The 18,280-nt window shown below is 61.6% G+C and carries 14 protein-coding genes; 4 read left to right on the top strand and 10 right to left on the bottom strand.

The window, feature by feature from the left end:
- Nucleotides 1-8: 8 nt before the first annotated feature.
- From nuoK to G8764_RS03525, 10 genes are all read right to left on the bottom strand, one after another.
- Complete coding sequence (gene nuoK, locus G8764_RS03570) at nucleotides 9-323, bottom strand: NADH-quinone oxidoreductase subunit NuoK (RefSeq protein WP_166161913.1); 315 nt, start codon at nucleotides 321-323, stop codon at nucleotides 9-11.
- A complete protein-coding gene (gene nuoJ, locus G8764_RS03565) occupies nucleotides 323-871 on the bottom strand; it encodes an NADH-quinone oxidoreductase subunit J (protein ID WP_207951646.1) in 549 nt (182 codons plus the stop codon). The genes nuoK and nuoJ overlap by 1 nt, the downstream gene beginning before the upstream one ends.
- Nucleotides 868-1,395, bottom strand: a complete 528-nt coding sequence (gene nuoI, locus G8764_RS03560) for an NADH-quinone oxidoreductase subunit NuoI (RefSeq protein ID WP_341806285.1) — start codon at nucleotides 1,393-1,395, stop codon at nucleotides 868-870. Before nuoI ends, nuoJ begins: the two co-directional genes overlap by 4 nt.
- The gene (gene nuoH, locus G8764_RS03555; RefSeq protein WP_166161911.1) at nucleotides 1,388-2,350 is read right to left on the bottom strand and encodes an NADH-quinone oxidoreductase subunit NuoH; all 963 of its coding nucleotides are present in this window, start codon (nucleotides 2,348-2,350) and stop codon (nucleotides 1,388-1,390) included. Before nuoH ends, nuoI begins: the two co-directional genes overlap by 8 nt.
- Nucleotides 2,343-5,345: an NADH-quinone oxidoreductase subunit NuoG gene (nuoG, locus tag G8764_RS03550; RefSeq protein WP_166161909.1), complete on the bottom strand. Its 3,003-nt coding sequence runs from the start codon at nucleotides 5,343-5,345 to the stop codon at nucleotides 2,343-2,345. Before nuoG ends, nuoH begins: the two co-directional genes overlap by 8 nt.
- 1 nt (nucleotide 5,346) lies before the next feature.
- Complete coding sequence (gene nuoF / locus G8764_RS03545; protein ID WP_166161907.1) at nucleotides 5,347-6,645, bottom strand: NADH-quinone oxidoreductase subunit NuoF; 1,299 nt, start codon at nucleotides 6,643-6,645, stop codon at nucleotides 5,347-5,349.
- Nucleotides 6,642-7,139: an NADH-quinone oxidoreductase subunit NuoE gene (nuoE, locus tag G8764_RS03540; RefSeq protein WP_166161905.1), complete on the bottom strand. Its 498-nt coding sequence runs from the start codon at nucleotides 7,137-7,139 to the stop codon at nucleotides 6,642-6,644. The genes nuoF and nuoE overlap by 4 nt, the downstream gene beginning before the upstream one ends.
- Nucleotides 7,140-7,144: 5 nt before the next feature.
- Complete coding sequence (nuoC, locus tag G8764_RS03535) at nucleotides 7,145-8,944, bottom strand: NADH-quinone oxidoreductase subunit C/D (RefSeq protein ID WP_166161903.1); 1,800 nt, start codon at nucleotides 8,942-8,944, stop codon at nucleotides 7,145-7,147.
- 153 nt (nucleotides 8,945-9,097) lie between these two features.
- Nucleotides 9,098-9,772 carry a NuoB/complex I 20 kDa subunit family protein gene (locus tag G8764_RS03530; RefSeq protein WP_166161901.1) on the bottom strand — a complete coding sequence of 225 codons (675 nt, stop codon included), beginning with the start codon at nucleotides 9,770-9,772 and terminating at the stop codon, nucleotides 9,098-9,100.
- A 16-nt stretch (nucleotides 9,773-9,788) separates the two neighbouring features.
- Nucleotides 9,789-10,193, bottom strand: a complete 405-nt coding sequence (locus G8764_RS03525; RefSeq protein WP_243748538.1) for an NADH-quinone oxidoreductase subunit A — start codon at nucleotides 10,191-10,193, stop codon at nucleotides 9,789-9,791.
- Nucleotides 10,194-11,177: 984 nt separating this feature from the next.
- On the opposite strand from G8764_RS03525, the gene G8764_RS03520 reads away from it, so the two are divergent.
- Genes G8764_RS03520 through G8764_RS03505 form a run of 4 tightly spaced genes read left to right on the top strand, consistent with a single transcriptional unit; the run spans nucleotide 11,178 to nucleotide 18,120 of the window.
- Nucleotides 11,178-12,629, top strand: a complete 1,452-nt coding sequence (locus tag G8764_RS03520; protein ID WP_166161887.1) for a Wadjet anti-phage system protein JetA family protein — start codon at nucleotides 11,178-11,180, stop codon at nucleotides 12,627-12,629.
- Nucleotides 12,619-13,332 carry a DUF4194 domain-containing protein gene (locus G8764_RS03515; protein ID WP_166161885.1) on the top strand — a complete coding sequence of 238 codons (714 nt, stop codon included), beginning with the start codon at nucleotides 12,619-12,621 and terminating at the stop codon, nucleotides 13,330-13,332. Before G8764_RS03520 ends, G8764_RS03515 begins: the two co-directional genes overlap by 11 nt.
- On the top strand, nucleotides 13,322-16,951 hold the full coding sequence (locus tag G8764_RS03510) for an ATP-binding protein (RefSeq protein ID WP_166161883.1): 3,630 nt from the start codon (nucleotides 13,322-13,324) through the stop codon (nucleotides 16,949-16,951). The genes G8764_RS03515 and G8764_RS03510 overlap by 11 nt, the downstream gene beginning before the upstream one ends.
- Nucleotides 16,948-18,120 (top strand): Wadjet anti-phage system protein JetD domain-containing protein, encoded by a 1,173-nt coding sequence (locus G8764_RS03505; protein WP_166161881.1) that lies wholly within the window; start codon nucleotides 16,948-16,950, stop codon nucleotides 18,118-18,120. The genes G8764_RS03510 and G8764_RS03505 overlap by 4 nt, the downstream gene beginning before the upstream one ends.
- Nucleotides 18,121-18,280 lie beyond the last annotated feature (160 nt).

The following is an 18,280-nucleotide window of genomic DNA, read 5'->3' as shown; positions in this document are numbered from 1 at the left end:
GCCTCATCTCAGTCTCGCAATCGTTGGGCAGTGTCCATATCCAGCGTCTTGAAACGCCGCTGGATTTGTAACACCAGACTCAGGCCAATCGCGACTTCGGCGGCGGCGACGCTGAGAATAAGCAGGAACATGACCTGGCCATCGGCCTGGCCCCAGTGCGCGCCCCCGGCCACAAACACCAGCGCGGCGGCATTGAGCATGACCTCCAGCGACATCAGCATAAACACGATATTGCGCCGCAACATCAAGCCCATCAGCCCCAGGCAAAATAGCATTGCCGCCAGTACCAGCACGTGGTGCAGGGGAATGAGCAGGCCGTCCATCAGGCTTGCCCCACATCGTCAGTTTGTGGATGCGGGTCCACCGCGGTGGGGCGGGCGAGGAAACGCCGGCCCAGGTGGTAGGCGCCAACCAGCCCTGCCAGCAACAACAGCGAGGCGATTTCCACCGCCAGCACATAGGGCCCGTACAGGGCCAGGCCCACGGCTTTGGGCGCCACGGCCACACTGGGGCTGGTCGCCGCCGGGGAGTGCTGGATGGCGAGCAGTAATTCCAGCAACAGGACCGCGGCCAAAATGCCCGGCAGCAGCCAAAAGCGAGGCTGCAGCCATTGCCGCTCCTGCGCCACTCCAGCTTCGCCCAGGTTCAGCATCATGATGACAAACACAAACAGCACCATAATGGCACCGGCATAGATCAGTACTTCCAGCGCTGCCGCAAAGGGGGCGCCGAGCAGGAAGAAAATGACTGCCACCGCCAACAGCGAGACGATCAGGTAGATCAGCGCGTGGGTGGCATTGGCGCGGCTCAGGGCCAGCGCGGTGGTCGAGAGGGCAATCACGGCCGCGATATAGAACAGGCTTTCGATCATGGCAGCAGGCTCTTGACGTCAATGGGTTGGGCTTCGTGCTCGGCCTGGCCCTTGTCCTTGCCGCTGATGGCGAGACCGGCCACCCGGTAAAAATTGTACTGGTGGTATTTACCCGTGCCGTCGATCTGCAAGTGTTCCTTTTCGTACACCATGTTTTGGCGATCGTATTCGCACATCTCGAAATCCGGGGTCAACTGGATGGCATTGGTGGGGCAGGCTTCTTCGCACAGGCCGCACATGATGCAGCGGGAAAAATTGATGCGGAAAAACTGCGGGTACCAGCGGCCGTCCTCGCGCACCCCCTGCTGCAGGGCAATGCAGTCCACCGGGCAGGCCACTGCGCACAGGTTGCAGGCGACGCAGCGTTCGTCGCCGTCCGGGTCTTTGGTGAGCACAATGCGGCCGCGATAGCGCGGCGCCAGGTAGGGCTTTTGTTCCGGGTACTGCACCGTTTCCGCCCGGGTAAAGCTGTGCTGGAGGATAGTCCAGAGAGTGGTCAGTTGGCTGCGCAAGGATTTAAACACTGCGTCCCTCCAATACCAGTGCAATGGCGCCGGTCAGCAACAGATTCAACAGGGTCAAGGGCAGCATGTACTTCCAGCCCAGGGTCATCAGCTGGTCGTAACGGGGGCGGGGAATGGCGGCGCGCAACAGAATAAAAAAACAGATAAGGATAAACACCTTGAGCGAGAACCACACCACCGGTGGCAGCCAGGGGCCGAGCCAGCCACCGAAAAACAGGGTGGTGATCATGCAGCAGATCAGGATCAAGCCCAAATACTCGCCGAGCATAAACATGGCAAATTTCATCCCGCCGTACTCGGTGTGAAAGCCTGCGGTGAGCTCGTGTTCGGCCTCGGGTAAATCGAACGGCAGGCGATGGCTTTCGGCAATGCCGGCAATCAGGAACACAAACAGGCCGAGAAATTGCGGGATGCAGTACCACATATCCCGTTGCGCCTCGACGATATCGCGCAGGCTGAAACTGCCGCTGAGCATCACCACACCCATCAGCGACAGGCCCATAAACACTTCGTAGCTGACCATTTGCGCGGCGCTGCGCAGGCCGCCGAGCAGTGCGTATTTGTTGTTGGAAGCCAGCCCACCGAGCAAAACACTGTAGACCGCCAGCGAGGTCATGCCGAGAAAGAACAGCAGGCCAATATTGAGATCGAGAATATACAGCTCTGGGCCGAAGGGTATGACCGCGAAGCCCAGCATCATGGCCACCACAATGGCGGTGGGGGCGAACACGAACACCGCCCGGTCGGCGAAGGGCGGGATCCAGTCGTGCTTGGTGAGCAACTTGAGCATATCCGCCAATACCTGCAGCACGCCTAATGGCCCCAACCGATTGGGCCCGTAGCGATCCTGCCAGATGCCCAGCAGGCGGCGCTCAAACCAGGTCAGCACCGCGGCGCCGCCAATGGCGGCGAGGATGATCGCCAGGCCAAACCCGACTGTGCCCAGTTCAGACATGGTTTGGCCCCCCGGGTGCTGCGGTGTTGCTATTGGTCGGACTGTCGGTGGCGATTAAATCTGCACCCGGCGCGGACTGTGTACGCCGTTGCCAGGGGTCGGCTTTTTGCAGCGCCACCCCCGTGCCGGCGACCAGGTTAAAGATGCTGCCCTGGTGGGCGCTGTGGCCGACACTGTAGCCGGCACAACCGTCGGCCATGGTGTCATTGATGCGCACCTCCAGTGTGGCAAGAGTAGCGCCGGAAGCGCTGTCCATCACCTGCACGCCATCACCCTCGTCAACCTGCAGTCGCTCTGCGTCGGCAGCGGTTATTTCCAGGTACGCCGGCAACAGCAACTGCGCAATGGCCGGGCTGTGAGCACTGAGCTCCTCGCTGCCAAATATTTTATACCTGGGCACCAGCAGCCACTGTCCCGTTACCGGTTTAAAGGCCGATGGCGATAGCGGAGCGGCGTGGTCGTCTGCCGCGCCGGTCTGTTGCAGTAATTTCGCGCCGGCAGTGCCGCCTTTTAATGGGCCACCCACTTCGGTCTGGAATTTGTGCAGCGACTGGTTGGAGTTCCAGCCCGGGGCCCAGACAAACGGCAGCAGCGCCCCCGGCTGGAACTGGTTCACTCCCTCCATGCTGAAGGCGAGGGCGCTGTCCTCGTCAGCCGCTTGTTTCGGTTCGTGCACTGAGACATTCGCGCCCATTGCCGTGCGGCCGCTGTAACGATGGGGTTGGCGCGGAACCTTGGCCAGCCCGGCATTGCGAAAGAGGTGGTCGGGCGCGGCTTTGGTAATGTTCGCCAGCGCCGCGATGTCGCTGGCACAGGCGTTGGTAACGTCATCGAAGTGCTGCAGGTCCGTCGTCCGCGGGTGGCTGATGGCCTGCAGGCAAGCCAGCAACCACTGCCAGCTGGCACGGCGTTCTTTGGCCGGCAGAAATACCGGGAAGTGGCGTTGGGCACGCCCCTCCATGCTCACCAGGGTGCCCTCGCTCTCGGCAAAACTGGCCGCCGGCAGGGCCAGGGTACTGGCGGACAGCGTGGGGTTATCCAGGCTGTCGATGACGATGATCTCCGCCACGTGCTGCAACAGGCGCTCGATATCCGCTGCCGGGCCGCGCCGGTAGAGGTCGTTTTCCAGTACCAGCAGGGTTTGAATCTCACCGCCCACGGCGCGCACGGTGAGTGCCTCGAGGGTGGGCGCAGACGGGCCCGTCAGCAGCGCTTGGCCGAGGCTGTTGGCTTCCGGGACGGCTAGGCACAGCATCACTGCTGGCCCCGCTGCGTCGCTGTCGACTTTGCTCGCCGTGGTGCTGCTATTCTCGGCGTCACTGTCGCTATCACTGTCACTGTTATTAACGTTGCCCTTAGTAACCGTCGCTGCGGCTGGCGAGCCCAGCGCCGCGGCAATGTCGGCCGCTGCCGCCATGACCGCGGCGCTGCCACAACCGGTACCGGAGAGCAGCAACGGGCGCTTGGCATCCAGCAGCGCACTGGCAATGGTGTCAGCTTGTTGCTGCAGTGCTTCATCCATCACTTCATTTGGCGGCACTTTATTCGGAGACACTTTATTCGGTGACAGGGTAGCGGGGGAGTGTGCCCTGGCGGTTCGGATGCGGGCCGCCACGGCATGGCCCAGGCGCGCAATGTCGGCGGGCGCAAGGTGCAGGGTCGCGGCCGCCACGTCGTCGAGGCGGGTGTCGGCTAGGGCGGCAATAAACAGCGGGTTGCGCTGCTCCTGGGCCAGGTTCCGCACGGCCGCATCCTGCCACGGCAGCAGGCGTAATTGCGCCGCCATGGTATAGGCGATATTGCGCACACTCTGGCGCAGCGCCAGCGCGATCCGCGGTGCGGTGTTGGTGACATCTTCACCCAGAATAAACACCGCGTCGGCCGACTCGATTTGCTTGATGCTCGGGATCAGCGCCCGGGTCTGCTGCTGCAGACTCAGTGCCAGCTCCACCAAAGGCTGTTCGGCGGCGCTGAAACCGGGGCTGTAATTGTCCGCCCCGACCAGGGTGCGCAGCAAGAAGTTGGCCTCCACCGATGCCCGCGGTGAGCCAATGCCCGCCAGTCCGCCGCGCTGGCAGGCGGCGGCAAGGTGTTGCAGTGCCTGGTCTGAATCGATGGCGTCAAAGCGGCCGTTGGCGCTGCGCCGGCCGGCCCAGTCCAGCCGTTGCTTGTGGTTGACGAAGCTGGCCCCAAAGCGGCCCCGGTCGCAGAGAAAGTAGCCGTTGACCTCGGAATTATAACGGTTGTGTATCCGTTTCAACTTGCCGTAGCGCTCTCCCGCCAGGGTATTGCAGCCCACGGCGCAGCCGGTACACAGGGACGGTGCGGATTGCAGATCCCATTTGCGGGTGTACTCCTGCTGCAGCGGCTTGTCGGTAAACACGCCAGTAGGGCAGACTTCCACCAGGTTGCCGGCGAATTCGCTCTCCAGCACACCGTCCTCGTGGCGGCCAAAGTAGACGTGATTGTGCGCCGCCATGGCGGCCAGGTCAGTGCCGCCGGCGTAGTCCCGGTAGTAGCGGGTGCAGCGGTAGCAGGCAATGCAGCGGTTCATCTCGTGCTGGATCAGCGGCCCCAGGTTCTGGTTGCGATGGGTGCGCTTGAGGCCGCGGTAGTGACGGTCGCGATGGCCGACCATCACGGTCATGTCCTGCAGGTGGCACTCGCCCCCCTCGGCACAGACCGGGCAGTCGTGGGGGTGGTTGGTCATCAGCGACTCGATGATCGCCTGGCGAAAGGTGGCGGCCTTGTCGCCGGCGAGGGAGAAAATGGCGCCGTCGCTGACCGGGGTCATGCAACTCATTACCAACCGGCCGCGCTGGTCCTCGGCATTCTGGTACTGCACCACCGCACACTGGCGGCAGGCGCCGATGGAACCCATGGCCGGGTGCCAGCAAAAGTAGGGCAGGTCCAACCCGAGGCCGAGGCAGGCTTGCAGCAGGTTGTCGCCCTCTTTGACCTCGTAGTCTTGACCATCGATGCGAATTACGGGCATGTCAGTTTACCCCTCCATCGCACCAGGGGCAGTGACCGCCACTGATATGGCGTTCAAAATCCTCGCGGAAATATTTCAGGCCGCTGGCCAGCGGTTCCATGGCGCCCGGTGCCAGCGCACAGTGGGTATTGCCAATAGCGCCGATAAAAGTCACCTGCCGGGCTAGGGTGTGCAGGTCCTCCGGCAGGCCGCGACCCTGTTCGATGTCGTTCAGCACCTGCGCCGACCAGGGCAGGCCATCTCGGCAGGGGGTGCAAAAGCCACAGGACTCGCGGGCAAAAAATTCCATCAGGTTGGTAACGAAACCCACCGGGCAGGTTTTGTCATCGAGAATGATCATGGTGCCGGTGCCCATGCGGCTGCCGGCCTTGCCGATGGTGTCGTAGTCCATGGCCAGGTCCAGGTGCTCTGGGGTAAGGAAATCGGTGGAGCCGCCGCCGGGCAGGAAGCCGCGCAATTGATAGCCGTCCTCCATGCCGCCGGCGTATTCCATGAGTATCTCCCGAATTGGTGTGCCCATGGGCAGCTCCCAGCAGCCCGGGTTTTTCACCCGGCCACTGACACCGTACATTTTGGTGCCGGCATCGGCGGTCAGGCCCAGCGCCTGGAACCAGTCCGCCCCCCGCTCGATGATGTGCGGGATATTGCACAGGGTTTCGACGTTGTTGACGATGGTCGGCCGGCCCCACAAGCCGCTGACCTGGGGAAACGGTGGCTTGGCTCGGGGCGTGGCCCGCTTGCCTTCAAGGGAGTTGATCAGGGCGGTCTCTTCGCCACAGATATAGCGACCGGCGCTGGTGTGCACGTGCATGGTCAGGCTGTAGTCGCTGCCGAGAATGTTCTCGCCCAGATAACCCTTGGCGTTGCAGGCGGCGATCGCTTCGCGCAACAATTGTGCGGCCAGGTGATACTCGGCGCGGATAAAAATATAGGCGATGTCGGCCTGGATGGTGTAGGCCGCAAGGATCATGCCCTCGATCAACTGGTGCGGGTCGCACTCCAGCAGCAGCCGATCCTTGAAGGTACCCGGCTCCATCTCATCGGCGTTGCAGACCAGGTATTTGTGCCCGGGGCTGGCGTTTTCCATCGGCACAAAGCTCCACTTCATGCCGGTGGGGAAGCCGGCACCACCGCGGCCGCGCAAGTTGGAATCCTTGATGATTTGCAGGCACTCCGCCGGCACCAGCTTGCCCAGCGCGCGCCGCAAGCCCTGGTAGCCGCCGTTGGCCTCGTAGGCGGCCAGGTCGGTGGGGGTGCGATCGGGGCGCACATTGCGGGTGAGCGGGCGGTCCAGGCTCATTCCTCGGCCTCCTCGCGGGAGCGGAAAATAAGCTCCAGTGCCGCGTCATCCAGGTGGGTGTGCAGTTGCTCCCCGACCAGCATTACCGGGGCGCGGTCACAGGCACCCAGGCAGGTGACCGGCAGCAGGGTGTATTGATTGTCGGCGCTGGTTTCCCCCAGGCCGATATGGAGGCGCGCGCTGATCTGCTGCTGTATTTGGCTGGCACCCTTGATCCAGCAGGTGATGCTGTTGCACAGCAGAATCACCTGTTCCCCCACCGGGCGGCGAAATATCAAATTGTAAAAGGTGGCGATGCCGTCCAGTTCCGCGGCGGACATGTGCAAGTGACGGGCGATGGCCTGCAGGCTGGCATCGGAGACCCAGCCGCGGTGGGACTGGACGATTTTCAGCGCATCGATCGCCACCGCGGCGCGACAGGGGGCGTGGGCGATCTCGTTATCGATCGCGCTGATTTCCTGGTCGCTCAAGTTCGGGATCAATGGGCTCTGCATGCTGTTCACCGGTCCACGTCGGCCATCACGAAATCGATACTGGCAATAATGGCAATCAGGTCGGGGATCATCAGGCCATTGCTGATCAGCGGGATTTGTTGCAGGGCGGGAAAGGACGGGGTGCGAATCCGGGTGCGGTAGGACATGGTGCCGCCATCGCTGATCAGGTGATAGTTGTTGATGCCCTTGGTGGCCTCTATGGGGAAGGAAGCCTCGCCCGGGGGAATGGCCGGGCCCCAACTGACGTTTACGAAGTGGTGAATGAGGGTTTCAATGTCTTGTAAGGTGCGCTCCTTGGGTGGCGGTGTGGCCAGCCTGTGGTCACTCTTGTAGGGGCCGGCGGGCATATTGTCGAGGCACTGGCGGATGATGCGCAGGCTCTGGCGAATTTCCTCGACCCGCACCGCGGCCCGATCGTAGGCATCGCCATTACTGGCCACCGGCACTTCAAATTCAAACTGGTCATAGCCGCCGTAGGGGCGGTCGCGGCGCAGGTCCCAGTCCATGCCGGTGGCGCGCAAGGCCGGGCCGGTGATACCCCAGTCCATGGCCTCCCGGGTGTTGTAGGCGCCGATACCCACCGTGCGCTGTTTGAGAATGCTGTTGTCCATGGCCATCTTCTGGTAGTGGTCCAGGCGGGCGGGCATGGAGTCGATAAAGTTGCGCACCATGGTGTCCCAGCCCTGCGGCAGGTCCTGGGCTACGCCGCCGATACGGAACCAGGCCGGGTGCATGCGGCCGCCGGTAACGGCTTCAATAATGCCCAGCAGGCGTTCGCGGTCGGCAAACATATAAAACACCGGCGACATCTGGCCGACGTCCTGGGCGAAGGTGCCGTAGAACACCAGGTGACTGGAGATGCGGAATAACTCGGCCAGCATGATGCGAATCACCTTGGCGCGATCGGGCACCTTGATGTCTGCCAGTTGCTCTACCGCCATGACGTAAGCCATGTTGTTCATCACCCCACCCAGGTAATCGATGCGATCGGTGTAGGGGATGTAGGTGTGCCAGCTCTGCCGTTCGCCCATCTTTTCGGCACCGCGATGGTGATAGCCGATATCGGGCACCGAATCGACTATTACCTCGCCATCCAGTTGCAGGGCGATGCGAAACACGCCGTGCACCGAGGGGTGATTGGGGCCGAGATTGAGGAACATATACTCGGTGTCTTCGGTGGCCCGCTGCATGCCCCAGTCTTCGGGCCGAAAGCGCAGGGCCTCCTGCTCTTGGTCCTGTTGTTCATCGTCGAGACTGAAGGGCTCCATTTCCGTGGCCCGGGCCGGATGATCCTTGCGCAGGGCATGGCCCTGCCAGGTGGGCGGCAGCAGGATACGGCGCAAATTGGGGTGGCCGCTGAACTGGATGCCGAACATGTCCCAGGCTTCGCGCTCATACCAGTTGGCGTTGGGCCAGACGTTCACGGCCGAGGGCACCGACAGGTCGGCCATACTGACCGCAACCTTGAGGCGTATTTCTTCACAGGGCCGGAAACTGAACAGGTGGTAGACCACGGTGAAATCGGCGGCGCCGAGGGGTTTGTGCTGGCGCAGGCGCTCATCCACCCCGAACAGGTCGAGCAGCATGGGAAAGCGTGCTTTGAGCTGGGCCAGTACCGGCAGTAATTTATCCCGCGCTACCCACAGGGTGGGGGTGTCGTCGGCGCTGGCCTGGGGGATAAACGAGTCGGCGCCAAAGCGGGCGCAGAGGTCGTCCACGGCACTGGTTTTATGGGCGTCAGCGTGACTGGTACCCGCGGCGGAAGCAGGTGCAGTGGCGTTTGCGGTCAGTGTAGCATTGGGCATTTGCATGGTCCCGGGCTGGTCAGGCTTCGTATTGTTTTTTGACCTTTACTGTGTAGACCTGTGTAACTCGTTAGCGTGTGCCTTTGCTTTAGGAGCACCCCGGGCTCCGGCAGCGGTTGGGTTAATCAATGGCTCCCTGTTGGTCGCTGCCCCCTATACCTCATCGGGGCTGCGCAATTCCGTTGCGCGATTTCTTTGCTGTTGTAACAAGTCCCGCTGCGCAGGCAATGCCGGCTTGACCACGCGCTGGTCACCGGCCACCCAACTGAGGGGGCGGCGCTCCTGTTCGATGGCGTCCTGCAACATCATCAGCCCCTGCATCAGCGCCTCCGGCCGCGGCGGGCAACCGGGCACGTAGACGTCCACGGGAATAAATTTGTCCACTCCCTGGACCACGCTGTAAATGTCGTACATGCCGCCGGAGTTGGCGCAGGAGCCCATGGAAATGATCCAGCGCGGTTCCAGCAACTGGTCGTAGAGGTGTTTTACCACCGGGGCCATTTTTCGAAACACGGTGCCTGAAATCACCATCAGGTCCGCCTGCCGCGGTGTGGCCCGAATCACTTCGGAACCGAAGCGGGCGATATCGTGACGGCTGGTAAAGGCGGTGGCCATTTCCACATAGCAGCAGGATAAACCAAAGTTAAACGGCCACAGTGAGTGCGCGCGTCCCCAGGCGATCAGGTCTTCCAGTTTGGCAAAAGCGACGTTGCGTTTTACCTGCTCCTCGATGCTGTTAGGCGCGCCGCTATTGCTCATCTCATTGTTAGACATCCCGCCGGGGGAGCTGGCGATAAGGTTGTCCGGGCGGCTCAGGTTCCACTCCATCAGTCCTGCTCTCCCATCAGTGCAGCTCCCTCTGTCTAAGCCCGGTTCGGGTTTTGATGCCCCAGTCCAGCGCGCCGGAACGCAGTTCGTAAACCAGCGCAACCACGAGGATGAATATAAACAGGCTGATGGCGATAAAGCCCGACCAGCCCAGCTCAAAAAAGGCGATGGCCCAGGCAAAAATAAATACGGTTTCCAGATCAAAGATAACGAAGAAAATGGCGATCAGGTAGAACTCGGCGGAGAGGTGAATCTGGGGCGAGCCGACGGATAAAATGCCGGATTCGAACGGCATGTTGGTGGCTTTGTTGCTGCGCCGCTGGCCCAGCAGGTAGGAGAGCACCAGCATGGTAGTGACCAGCAGTAACACCGCGAGGAAATAAATTACGAAGGGCCAGAGGGAGTCGGTGGCCTGGTTCAATGGTCAGCCCTCCGGCGCGCGGAATTGGCTGTTGTTGGTTCTGGGGCGGGTAGTGGGAACAGGTTTTTGAGCGAAAGGCTGTACAGTAAATCTCGGCACAGGCGGGGGCCGTGCAGGTCGCTGCGGGCGATCTGGAGCAGAAGGGGTGTTATGTTGATACGTTTTAGCATACGACTCCATCCATCCCGAGGGGCTATCATGGAGGTCAGTTACCTGAGTCACTATTTATTTAAGTAATCGACCGTGGTACAGCTACCGCAAACATTTCACTAGACTGTAACGAGGTTGAAATTCAAACGCAAGGGACGAACAAACAATTCATTCGTAGTGGATAAAAATGGTTGTATTGGTTGATGCAGGTTTGTGAATTTTGAATCCAGTGGCGGGGTGGTTTGGCTTTTATATGGCTTCCAACGTTAATAGTTTCTGATTTCTGGTTATTGGTATGTAGGTGTCTGGAGTTCGTTGCCATGTGGCGCTGGCCGAGGTCGCGCAGCTGACGCGCTCAAGCCCATCCCTGGGTCGCTCGACTGCCGACCTCCTGTCGGCAGACGGTCAGCTGCGCAACCTCGGCCATCACCACCCCGACCTGTGTAGCGTAATTCAGGTTTAAAACCTGGGGCCTCAATATCTGAAAGCTGGTATCCGTGGGGCGCTCGACTGGCGACGGCCCCCAGAGGCCCTTTTCTGAAGCTGTGCTTCGATTCACCTTGTCGCTGTCGGTAGGCGGTCAACTGCGCGACCTCGGCCATCGCCACTCCGACCTGTGTAGCGGAATTCAGGTTTAAAATCTGGGGCCTCAATATCTGAAAGCTGGCGTATTGGTGGGTAGTTCTCGCGGGATCGCGCAGCCGCTAGCCGGGCAGACAGATGCGTCAGCCTGCTTTACAATACGGCGGCTTTTCTGTGCTGGCCAATAAGTGGGATTGTTCGAATTTACGGCGGTTGTGGCGGGCGATAAACGGCTTATGGACCCTTGCGAGTATGACTAATCTTTTGTTTTCTGATGCGAGAGCCCATTTCTTTCGGCCCCTGAATGGTAAGTACCGGGCCCAGGTGGTGGATAGCCTCAGCGTTTTTTACCAGCGCCTGTACGGTGCCTTTGCGGATTACAGCCGCAGCTTTAGCCGCGAGCAGGTGGTGGAAATCTTCGAGGAGGCGATTGTCCGCAGCCCGATTCTGGACGAGGGTGAGGGGGAGGAGTACGCCGTTGCCAGGCGCAGCCAGCGGGAGCAGGCCGGCTGGATTCTCAATTTGCTGCTTGAGCACGGCTGGCTTGAGCGGCATATGGATGACGCGACGTTGCAGGCTACTTATGGTTTTTCCCGTCACGGGCGGGTCTTTACCCAGCCTATGGTGGATACCGCCGGCGGCCGCTTTCGCACCCGCCACCGCAATACGCGCAATACCCGCAATGCCTTGAAGTCTTTTCTCGACAAGGGCGAGGCTTACGATTTGCTCGACGCCTATGAGTACTCGGAGCGTATCGTGGCGGATTTTTCCGACGTCATTGCCGAGCTGGATGAGCGGCGCCGGCAGTTGGTGAAGGAGGTGGAGTCGCAGCAGGTGGTGCAGCGGGCTTCGGACGAGTTCTTTGATTTTATGGAGAAGCGTTTTATGCCGGATGTCGCCATTCGCCTGTCGGCGGATTCGGTGGAGAAGTACCGCGACGAGATCAGTGAGCTGATCGAGCGCATCAAGCGCAAGCGCAAGGAGTTCAAGGCCCAGGCGGAGCGTGATCTGCGCCGGGCCGCGCCGGAATTGGTGACCGACCCTAACCAGTCGGTGTTGTTCGCCATTCTCGACGGTATCGATACCCGCATGCACAATGCCTCGGCCATTATGTTGCCGGCCTTGCGCCAGGCGTTAAACGGCTTTACCCGGCGTGCCGATATCATTATGCGCCAGTTGAGTTACGCCGGCGGCGGGGTGCAAAACCAGTTGCAGTGGTTGCTGGAACGCTTTCGCAAGGCTTCGGAGGCGGAGCAGGAGAGTACCCTGGCGGCCACCGGTGAGGCGTTGGCGGTGCTGTCGGTGGAGTTGCCGGATACGGATTCCATGCGCCTGCTCGCCGGCCGAAAGCCGCGGCAGGTCAACAGTGCCATTGAGTATAATCAGGAGCACAGCCCCGAGGCGCGCCGGCAGCTCTTTATCCAGGCGGCGGTGGATTTGGCCTTTACCTTCAACAGCAAGGCGCAGCGCGATTACGTGATCCGCGCGCTGGGCGACGGCCACCGCATTCACAGCCAAAACCTGCCGGTGGCCGATGCCCGGGAGCTGTTGATGGGGGCACACATTATTGAAGTGGGGGCCATTGGCTCGAGCGAATACGCCATCCAGGTGACGCCCACGGGGCAGCGGGTCAAGACCGATTACTTTGACGCCGCCGATGAATTTACCATTGAACTGATAACAAGGTCTGGCCATGCTGACTGATTACATCGAAGAGCGGCTGGACAAGGCCGGCTTGAGCCTGCGCGACTACCAGGAGTTGTGCCTGCGGTTACTCAACTACGGCGTGCTGTGCCGCGACGAGAGTCGGGTGGAGCAGCAGTTGTACGATTTGTACGTGCGCATCTCCGAGCTGGTGGATGAGTACCTGGGCATGGTCGGAATCCGGGTCTTCCACGACCGGCGTTTTGCCTATGTGCGGCTCTATCCGCCGGGGGCGCGGGTGCCGGGCATGGAGGACGCGGAACAGGGGGCCTTCAGCAGCGGCCTGCGCAGCCGTCTGCGCCAGGACGAGGTGGCTCTGTTGCTGGTGTTGCGGCAGCTGTATGACAAGGCACTGCGGGAGGGGCAACTGGATGACAACGGCTACGTGACCGAATCCATCGAGTCGATCGGCATCGCCATCCGCAACCAGTTGGGGCGCTCGCTGCCGGAGAAGGTCACGGATCGCAAGCGGGTGTTCGAGCGATTGCGCAAGCTGCGCCTGATTCAGTATCGCCAGGAGCAGGACCTGGATGTGGGTGATGCTGGCCTGAAAATTCATCCCATGATTGTGGCCTTTGTGTCGGAGGAGGCGCTGGCTGCCCTGGAAGATGGGCTGCCGCTGCCGCCTGACCTTGAAGAAGAAGGGGAAGGCGATGTGGACGAGGATATAAAAGGCGACGGGGAGACCGGCGATGTTTCTTAAGCGTTTTATTTTCCTCAACTGGGGCAATGTGCCCAGCATTGAGTTCGAGTTCGGCCCCATCAACCTGTTTTCCGGCGGCAATGGATCGGGCAAGACCACCGCCGCCGATGCCATCCAGACCATTATGACCGCGGCCCATGAAAACCTGTTCCAGTACAACCCGGGCCAGGATGAAACCACCCAGCGCGGCCGCGGCGGCAAGCGGGTTCGAACCCTGGCCTCCTATGTGCTGGGCTGCGATGACGGCAGTTACGCGCGGCTGGACCCCACCGACGGTTACCTGGCTGCCATCTTTGAGCCCCATAAAGGCGAGGCGGCGGAGCCCTTTACCGCGGTGATTGCCGTGCGCGCCTGGCTGGACCGGGCCGGCAGCAACACGGTGGCGCGGGAGGACATGACCCAGTTTTTTATTCTGCCGGGCAAGCAGCTGGAGCAGCGCCATTTCGTGGCAGAGCTGGCGGGCAGCCAGCAGGTGGTGGCGCTGACCGAGTTCCAGACCCTGCTGGTAAAGGAGCTGGGCAAGCGCCACGTCGAGCGCTACGACGGTAAAAAAGCCTATCTGCGCCGCCTCTACGGTGCCTTGCGTGGTAAGAGCGAGTCGGTGTCCGACCTGGAAGCCATGGCCGCCGCCCGGGCGTTCTCGCGCTTTATGTCCTACAAGCCGGTAAAGAGCATCAACCGCTTCGTGGCCGATGAAATACTGGAGCAGAAAGACCTGGGCGAAGCCATTCGCTCGGTCTCGTCGCAGCTGAAAACCATCCACGGTATGGAGCGGGAAGCGGCGCAATTAAAGGCCTCCATTGCCACCCTGGAGCGCGGCGCAGTCCAGGCCCAAGTCTACATCGACCAGTGGATTGAATTGAATCTGCTCGACTATACCCTGGCCCAGGCGGAATACGAGCTGCGCCAGCAGGACTACCTGCGCGGCGTGACCCTGCAAAAAGACAAGCGCCAGGAGCTCGCGGCGCTGGAGGACGACATCGCCAGTGCCGACGAGGAGGCGAAAGCCGTGCGCCAGCAATTGATTGGCCTGGAAGCCCGGCGCCAGGGGATCGATGCCCTGAAACAGAAAGACGAACTTGAAGCCCAGGCGGCGGGTTTGAACCAGGCGCTGGTGGCCAAAGTGCGCGCGGTGCTGGAGCAAGACCAGCTGTTGACGGCCAATCTGCAGGCCAGCCAGGAGATCAGCCGTGCCCTGGGGCAGGCGGATATGGTGGAGGCCTTGCCGGCGCTGGCAGGGCTGAAAGGGCAGGCAGCCCTGCGCCCGGTGTTGGCCTCGGCGAAGGATATTCTGCCGGACATCCACCATCTGCTGCAGCGCGATGCGGTGGGCAGCAGCGCGGCCATTGCCGGCGACCTGGACAAGCTGCGTGGGGTACAGCTGGCCCACAATCACTGGTATGACTACTGGCAGGACGCCGGCACCGGTCGCCGCGAGCAGTTGGCTGAACTGGTGCATAACCGCAAGGCGCGCTACGCCAGCCTCGGCAACCAGCGTGAGGAAAAACAGCGCGAGATCGCCCGCCTGGGTGCCAACCAGGTGACCTATCCGCCCTATGTGGAGCGGGCCCTGAAGGCCATTCGCCAGCAACTGCCCGAGGCGGACCCGCGGGTGCTGTGTGACCACATCGAAGTGAAAGACTCACGCTGGCAGTCAGCCATCGAGGGTTACCTGGGTGGGGCGCGTTTCTCGATCCTGGTGAGCGAAGACTGTGAAGCGGAGGCGATCCGCATCGTGCGCAAGTTGCCCGGGCGGGACAATCGCGCCCGGGTGGTGCAGGGGCGCAAGGCGGCGGCCGACGCCGCCAATACCAGCCTCGCGGAAAATTCCATCATCCATGTGCTGGAGTTCACCCACGCGGTGGCCAAGGCCTATCTGGTGGCCAGTTACGGCAGTGTCTTGCGGGTGGCCTCGGCGGAGGAGCTGCGCACGACTCGCCGCGGCCTCACCGACGACGGCCTCGGTTCCGGCAACTACAGCATGTGGCGCTGCGACCTGCCCGACAGCGAACTGGTCTTTGGCGCGGCGGCCCGGGAGCGCGCCCTGGCCGCTAAAGCGGCAGAGCTGGAGGCCATCGAGCTGGACTGGCACCGGGCCAACGACCTGATGCAGCGCGACGCGGCCCTGCTGCGCAATGTCGATGGCTTGCGGCCTTCGTCCTACGGTGATGTGCTGCACGAGGTCCTGGCTCTGCAGCGGCGGCTGGAAGAAAACGCCGCCCTGCTGGCGCAACTGGACCTGTCCGAGCACCGGGACCTGGAGCAGCAACTGGCGCTGTTGCAGGACAAGAGCGATCAGCTGAAAGCCAGCGAAGCGGAGCTCAACGCTGGCAAAGGCCGGCTGCAGAATGAGCTGGAGGGCATTGGCAAACAGCTCAAGGCCCTGAGTGACTTGCAGGAGCAGAATCGCTACAAGGTGGAGGAGCACGAAGCCGTGCTGCAGGCTATCACCGGCATCTGGCCAGATTTCGATGTGGAGGCCCGGCTCGACCTGGCCGACCGGGAAGCCAGGGAGTTGAACCTGGCGGTGGCGAAGAATTACCGGGCCGAAGTGGAGAAAGCGCTGCACCTGGCGCAGAAACGCCTGGGCGATGAAATCATGGCCCACAACCAGCACTGTCGGCCGGCCGACGCGGTGGTGTTTGACGCCTTCAACGGTGAATACGACGCCGAACTGTTCAAGGCGGTGTGCGCGGTGCGGCGCGAGCTGGATCGACTGCATAATGTTCTCAAGAACAATATCCTGGCGGAAAAACACGCCAGGCTGGTGGAGCTCAAGGATGCGTTTAACAACGCTTTTGTCTCGCACCTGTGTCATGCCATCTACCAGGCGCTGGGCGAGGGCAAACGCCAGATCGAACTGCTGAACAAGGAGTTGCAACATCACCGCTTTGGCGCCGACCGGGAGACCTTTCGCTTCGCCAGCGAGTGGGTGCCAGAGTATCGCGACTATGCGCGTTTTTTCGAGGAGGTGATCAAAACCCCGGGGCTGGGTGACGAGGTGACCCTGTTCGACGCCTCGCTCAACCCCCGCTCCAGCAAAGTGCGCGACGAGTTGATGGCGATGCTGCTCGATGACGACGAGATCCGGGCATTGCGCGACCTCGAGCGCATTGCCGATTACCGCAACTACCGCCGCTATGAGATCTACAAGGAGGTGGAGGGCAAGGAGCCGATTCCCCTGAGCGAATACGGCACCGGCTCCGGCGGCCAGCTGGAAACACCGGCCTATATCATTCGCTCGGCGGCCATCACCTCGGCCCTGCGCTTTGCCGAAGGCAAGGCCCATTTGCGCATGGTGCTGGTGGACGAGGCGTTTTCAAAAATGGATGAAACCCGTTCCCGGGAAGTGATCAATTACCTGACCGAATCGCTGGGCTTGCAGCTGGTGTTTATTATGCCCACCAGCAAGTGCGGCCCCTATATGGACCTGATCAGCAACGAGTTTGTCTTTGCCAAGGTACCCAGCGACGCGCCCCGGGGGCAGCTGACCACCCGGGTGCTGGTGGATCGCAAGCAGTGCAACCAGCAGCGCATCCGCGAGCTGTGGGACAGTCACCGGCGCTCGGTCTACCAGCAGGCGGAACTCGACTTTATGGAAGAGTTTGCGGCGGGATGAGCGGGCGCGATTCGTGCAATAGCAATAACCCCGCTGCGGCGCTGCCGCCGCGTCCGCAGTGGCTGGCGGACGAACCCGAAGTGTTGGCTGTGCTCCACGTTTTGCTCGACATGCTGGATAAAAAGTCACTCAGCGAGCGAGCGCGGCCACCCGGCATTCGGCTCGAGCCCAAGCTGGTGCCGAAGTTGTTTCGTCACGACGAAGCCGCCGACCGCAGCTGGAAGTTGTTGCAGGACCTTGAGGGACAGGTGCTCGAGATTCGTTCGGATCGCAAACGGGCGCCGTTTGACCCGCCCTATGTGAATGCCATGTTGCGTCTACTGGAGGCCGGGGAAGGGATTTGCCGGGCCTGGCTGGACCGTCCCCGGCAGCAGCCCTACCGGGATGAGTGGGCGTCGGCCGTAGCAGCCCGGGCGGAACATTTTGCCGACCGCGGCCAGTGCCTGCGGCAGCGGCCGCTGCGGGTGGCGCAAAGATCGGCGGCGGAAGTGGTGGCGGCGTTTGCCGGCCTCAGCCGCTATAAAGACAGTAACCTGACCTTGCGGCAACTCAGTGCCCGCTGTTTTTGGGGCCTGTCCAAATTGCTGGATGCACGCGCCGATGTGGTCGCCCGGTCCTTCCCCGAGCTGCAGATTGCACCGCGTCCGGTACTGGTGCATGCGCACCTGCCGCCAAAATTTAGCGGCGTGCTGTTTATCGAAAACCAGGACAGCTACGTGCAGGCTCTGGGCGGCCAGCCCGCAGCTGTGCAGGGGCTGGCGCTGGTCTATGGCGCCGGTTTTCGCGGCAGTGCCGAGCGGGTGCGGGCCGCGGCTGGCGTCAGCCTGCACTACCACGGGCCGGCCAGCACAACAGTGCAAGCACGCTTTGAGGGCTGGTGGTTGGGTGAGCAAGCCGCGCCCTGGCCGGTCTGGTTCTGGGGGGATCTCGACTATTCCGGTATGGCCATCCTCAAAGTATTGCGGCAACGGTTTGGCCACGTGCAGGCCTGGCAGCCGGGTTACGCGCCGCTGCTGCAACTGCTGCGGGACGGTGAGGGTCACAGCCCGGACGCGGCGGATAAGACGGAACAAATTGATCCGGGCAGTACCGGCTGCAGGTTTGCGGATGAAGAGTTGTTGCCGGCCATTCGACGGTTGGGGTGTTTTGTGGATCAGGAGATCGTGTGAGCAAGATGGCCTTGTCGCTAAAGAAGTCGATTGGCCCCATAATCTGTGCTTATACTTTTGTGTCCTGAAGCCGTATTCTTAAGTCATACCCTATCACCAACGACCTGGAACCAGAGCCAGAACAGCAATGATTTCCTTTTGCACAAACTGAAGGTTGGTG

It is taken from the genome of Pseudomaricurvus alcaniphilus, from assembly GCF_011440395.1.
Taxonomy (GTDB): Bacteria; Pseudomonadota; Gammaproteobacteria; order Pseudomonadales; family Cellvibrionaceae; genus Pseudomaricurvus; species Pseudomaricurvus alcaniphilus.
This window is presented reverse-complemented; position numbering and strand designations above follow the sequence as displayed.

What these genes read in the sequence shown, in the direction of transcription:
- nuoK (WP_166161913.1), bottom strand. Translation starts at nt 323, where the DNA reads ATGGACGGCCTGCTCATTCCCCTGCACCACGTGCTGGTACTGGCGGCA.
- nuoJ (WP_207951646.1), bottom strand. Translation starts at nt 871, where the DNA reads ATGATCGAAAGCCTGTTCTATATCGCGGCCGTGATTGCCCTCTCGACC.
- nuoH (WP_166161911.1), bottom strand. Translation starts at nt 2,350, where the DNA reads ATGTCTGAACTGGGCACAGTCGGGTTTGGCCTGGCGATCATCCTCGCC.
- nuoG (WP_166161909.1), bottom strand. Translation starts at nt 5,345, where the DNA reads ATGCCCGTAATTCGCATCGATGGTCAAGACTACGAGGTCAAAGAGGGC.
- nuoF (WP_166161907.1), bottom strand. Translation starts at nt 6,645, where the DNA reads ATGAGCCTGGACCGCCCGCTCACCCGCAATGTGCGCCCCGATCGCACC.
- nuoE (WP_166161905.1), bottom strand. Translation starts at nt 7,139, where the DNA reads ATGCAGAGCCCATTGATCCCGAACTTGAGCGACCAGGAAATCAGCGCG.
- nuoC (WP_166161903.1), bottom strand. Translation starts at nt 8,944, where the DNA reads ATGCCCAATGCTACACTGACCGCAAACGCCACTGCACCTGCTTCCGCC.
- G8764_RS03530 (WP_166161901.1), bottom strand. Translation starts at nt 9,772, where the DNA reads ATGGAGTGGAACCTGAGCCGCCCGGACAACCTTATCGCCAGCTCCCCC.
- G8764_RS03520 (WP_166161887.1), top strand. Translation starts at nt 11,178, where the DNA reads ATGACTAATCTTTTGTTTTCTGATGCGAGAGCCCATTTCTTTCGGCCC.
- G8764_RS03515 (WP_166161885.1), top strand. Translation starts at nt 12,619, where the DNA reads ATGCTGACTGATTACATCGAAGAGCGGCTGGACAAGGCCGGCTTGAGC.
- G8764_RS03510 (WP_166161883.1), top strand. Translation starts at nt 13,322, where the DNA reads ATGTTTCTTAAGCGTTTTATTTTCCTCAACTGGGGCAATGTGCCCAGC.
- G8764_RS03505 (WP_166161881.1), top strand. Translation starts at nt 16,948, where the DNA reads ATGAGCGGGCGCGATTCGTGCAATAGCAATAACCCCGCTGCGGCGCTG.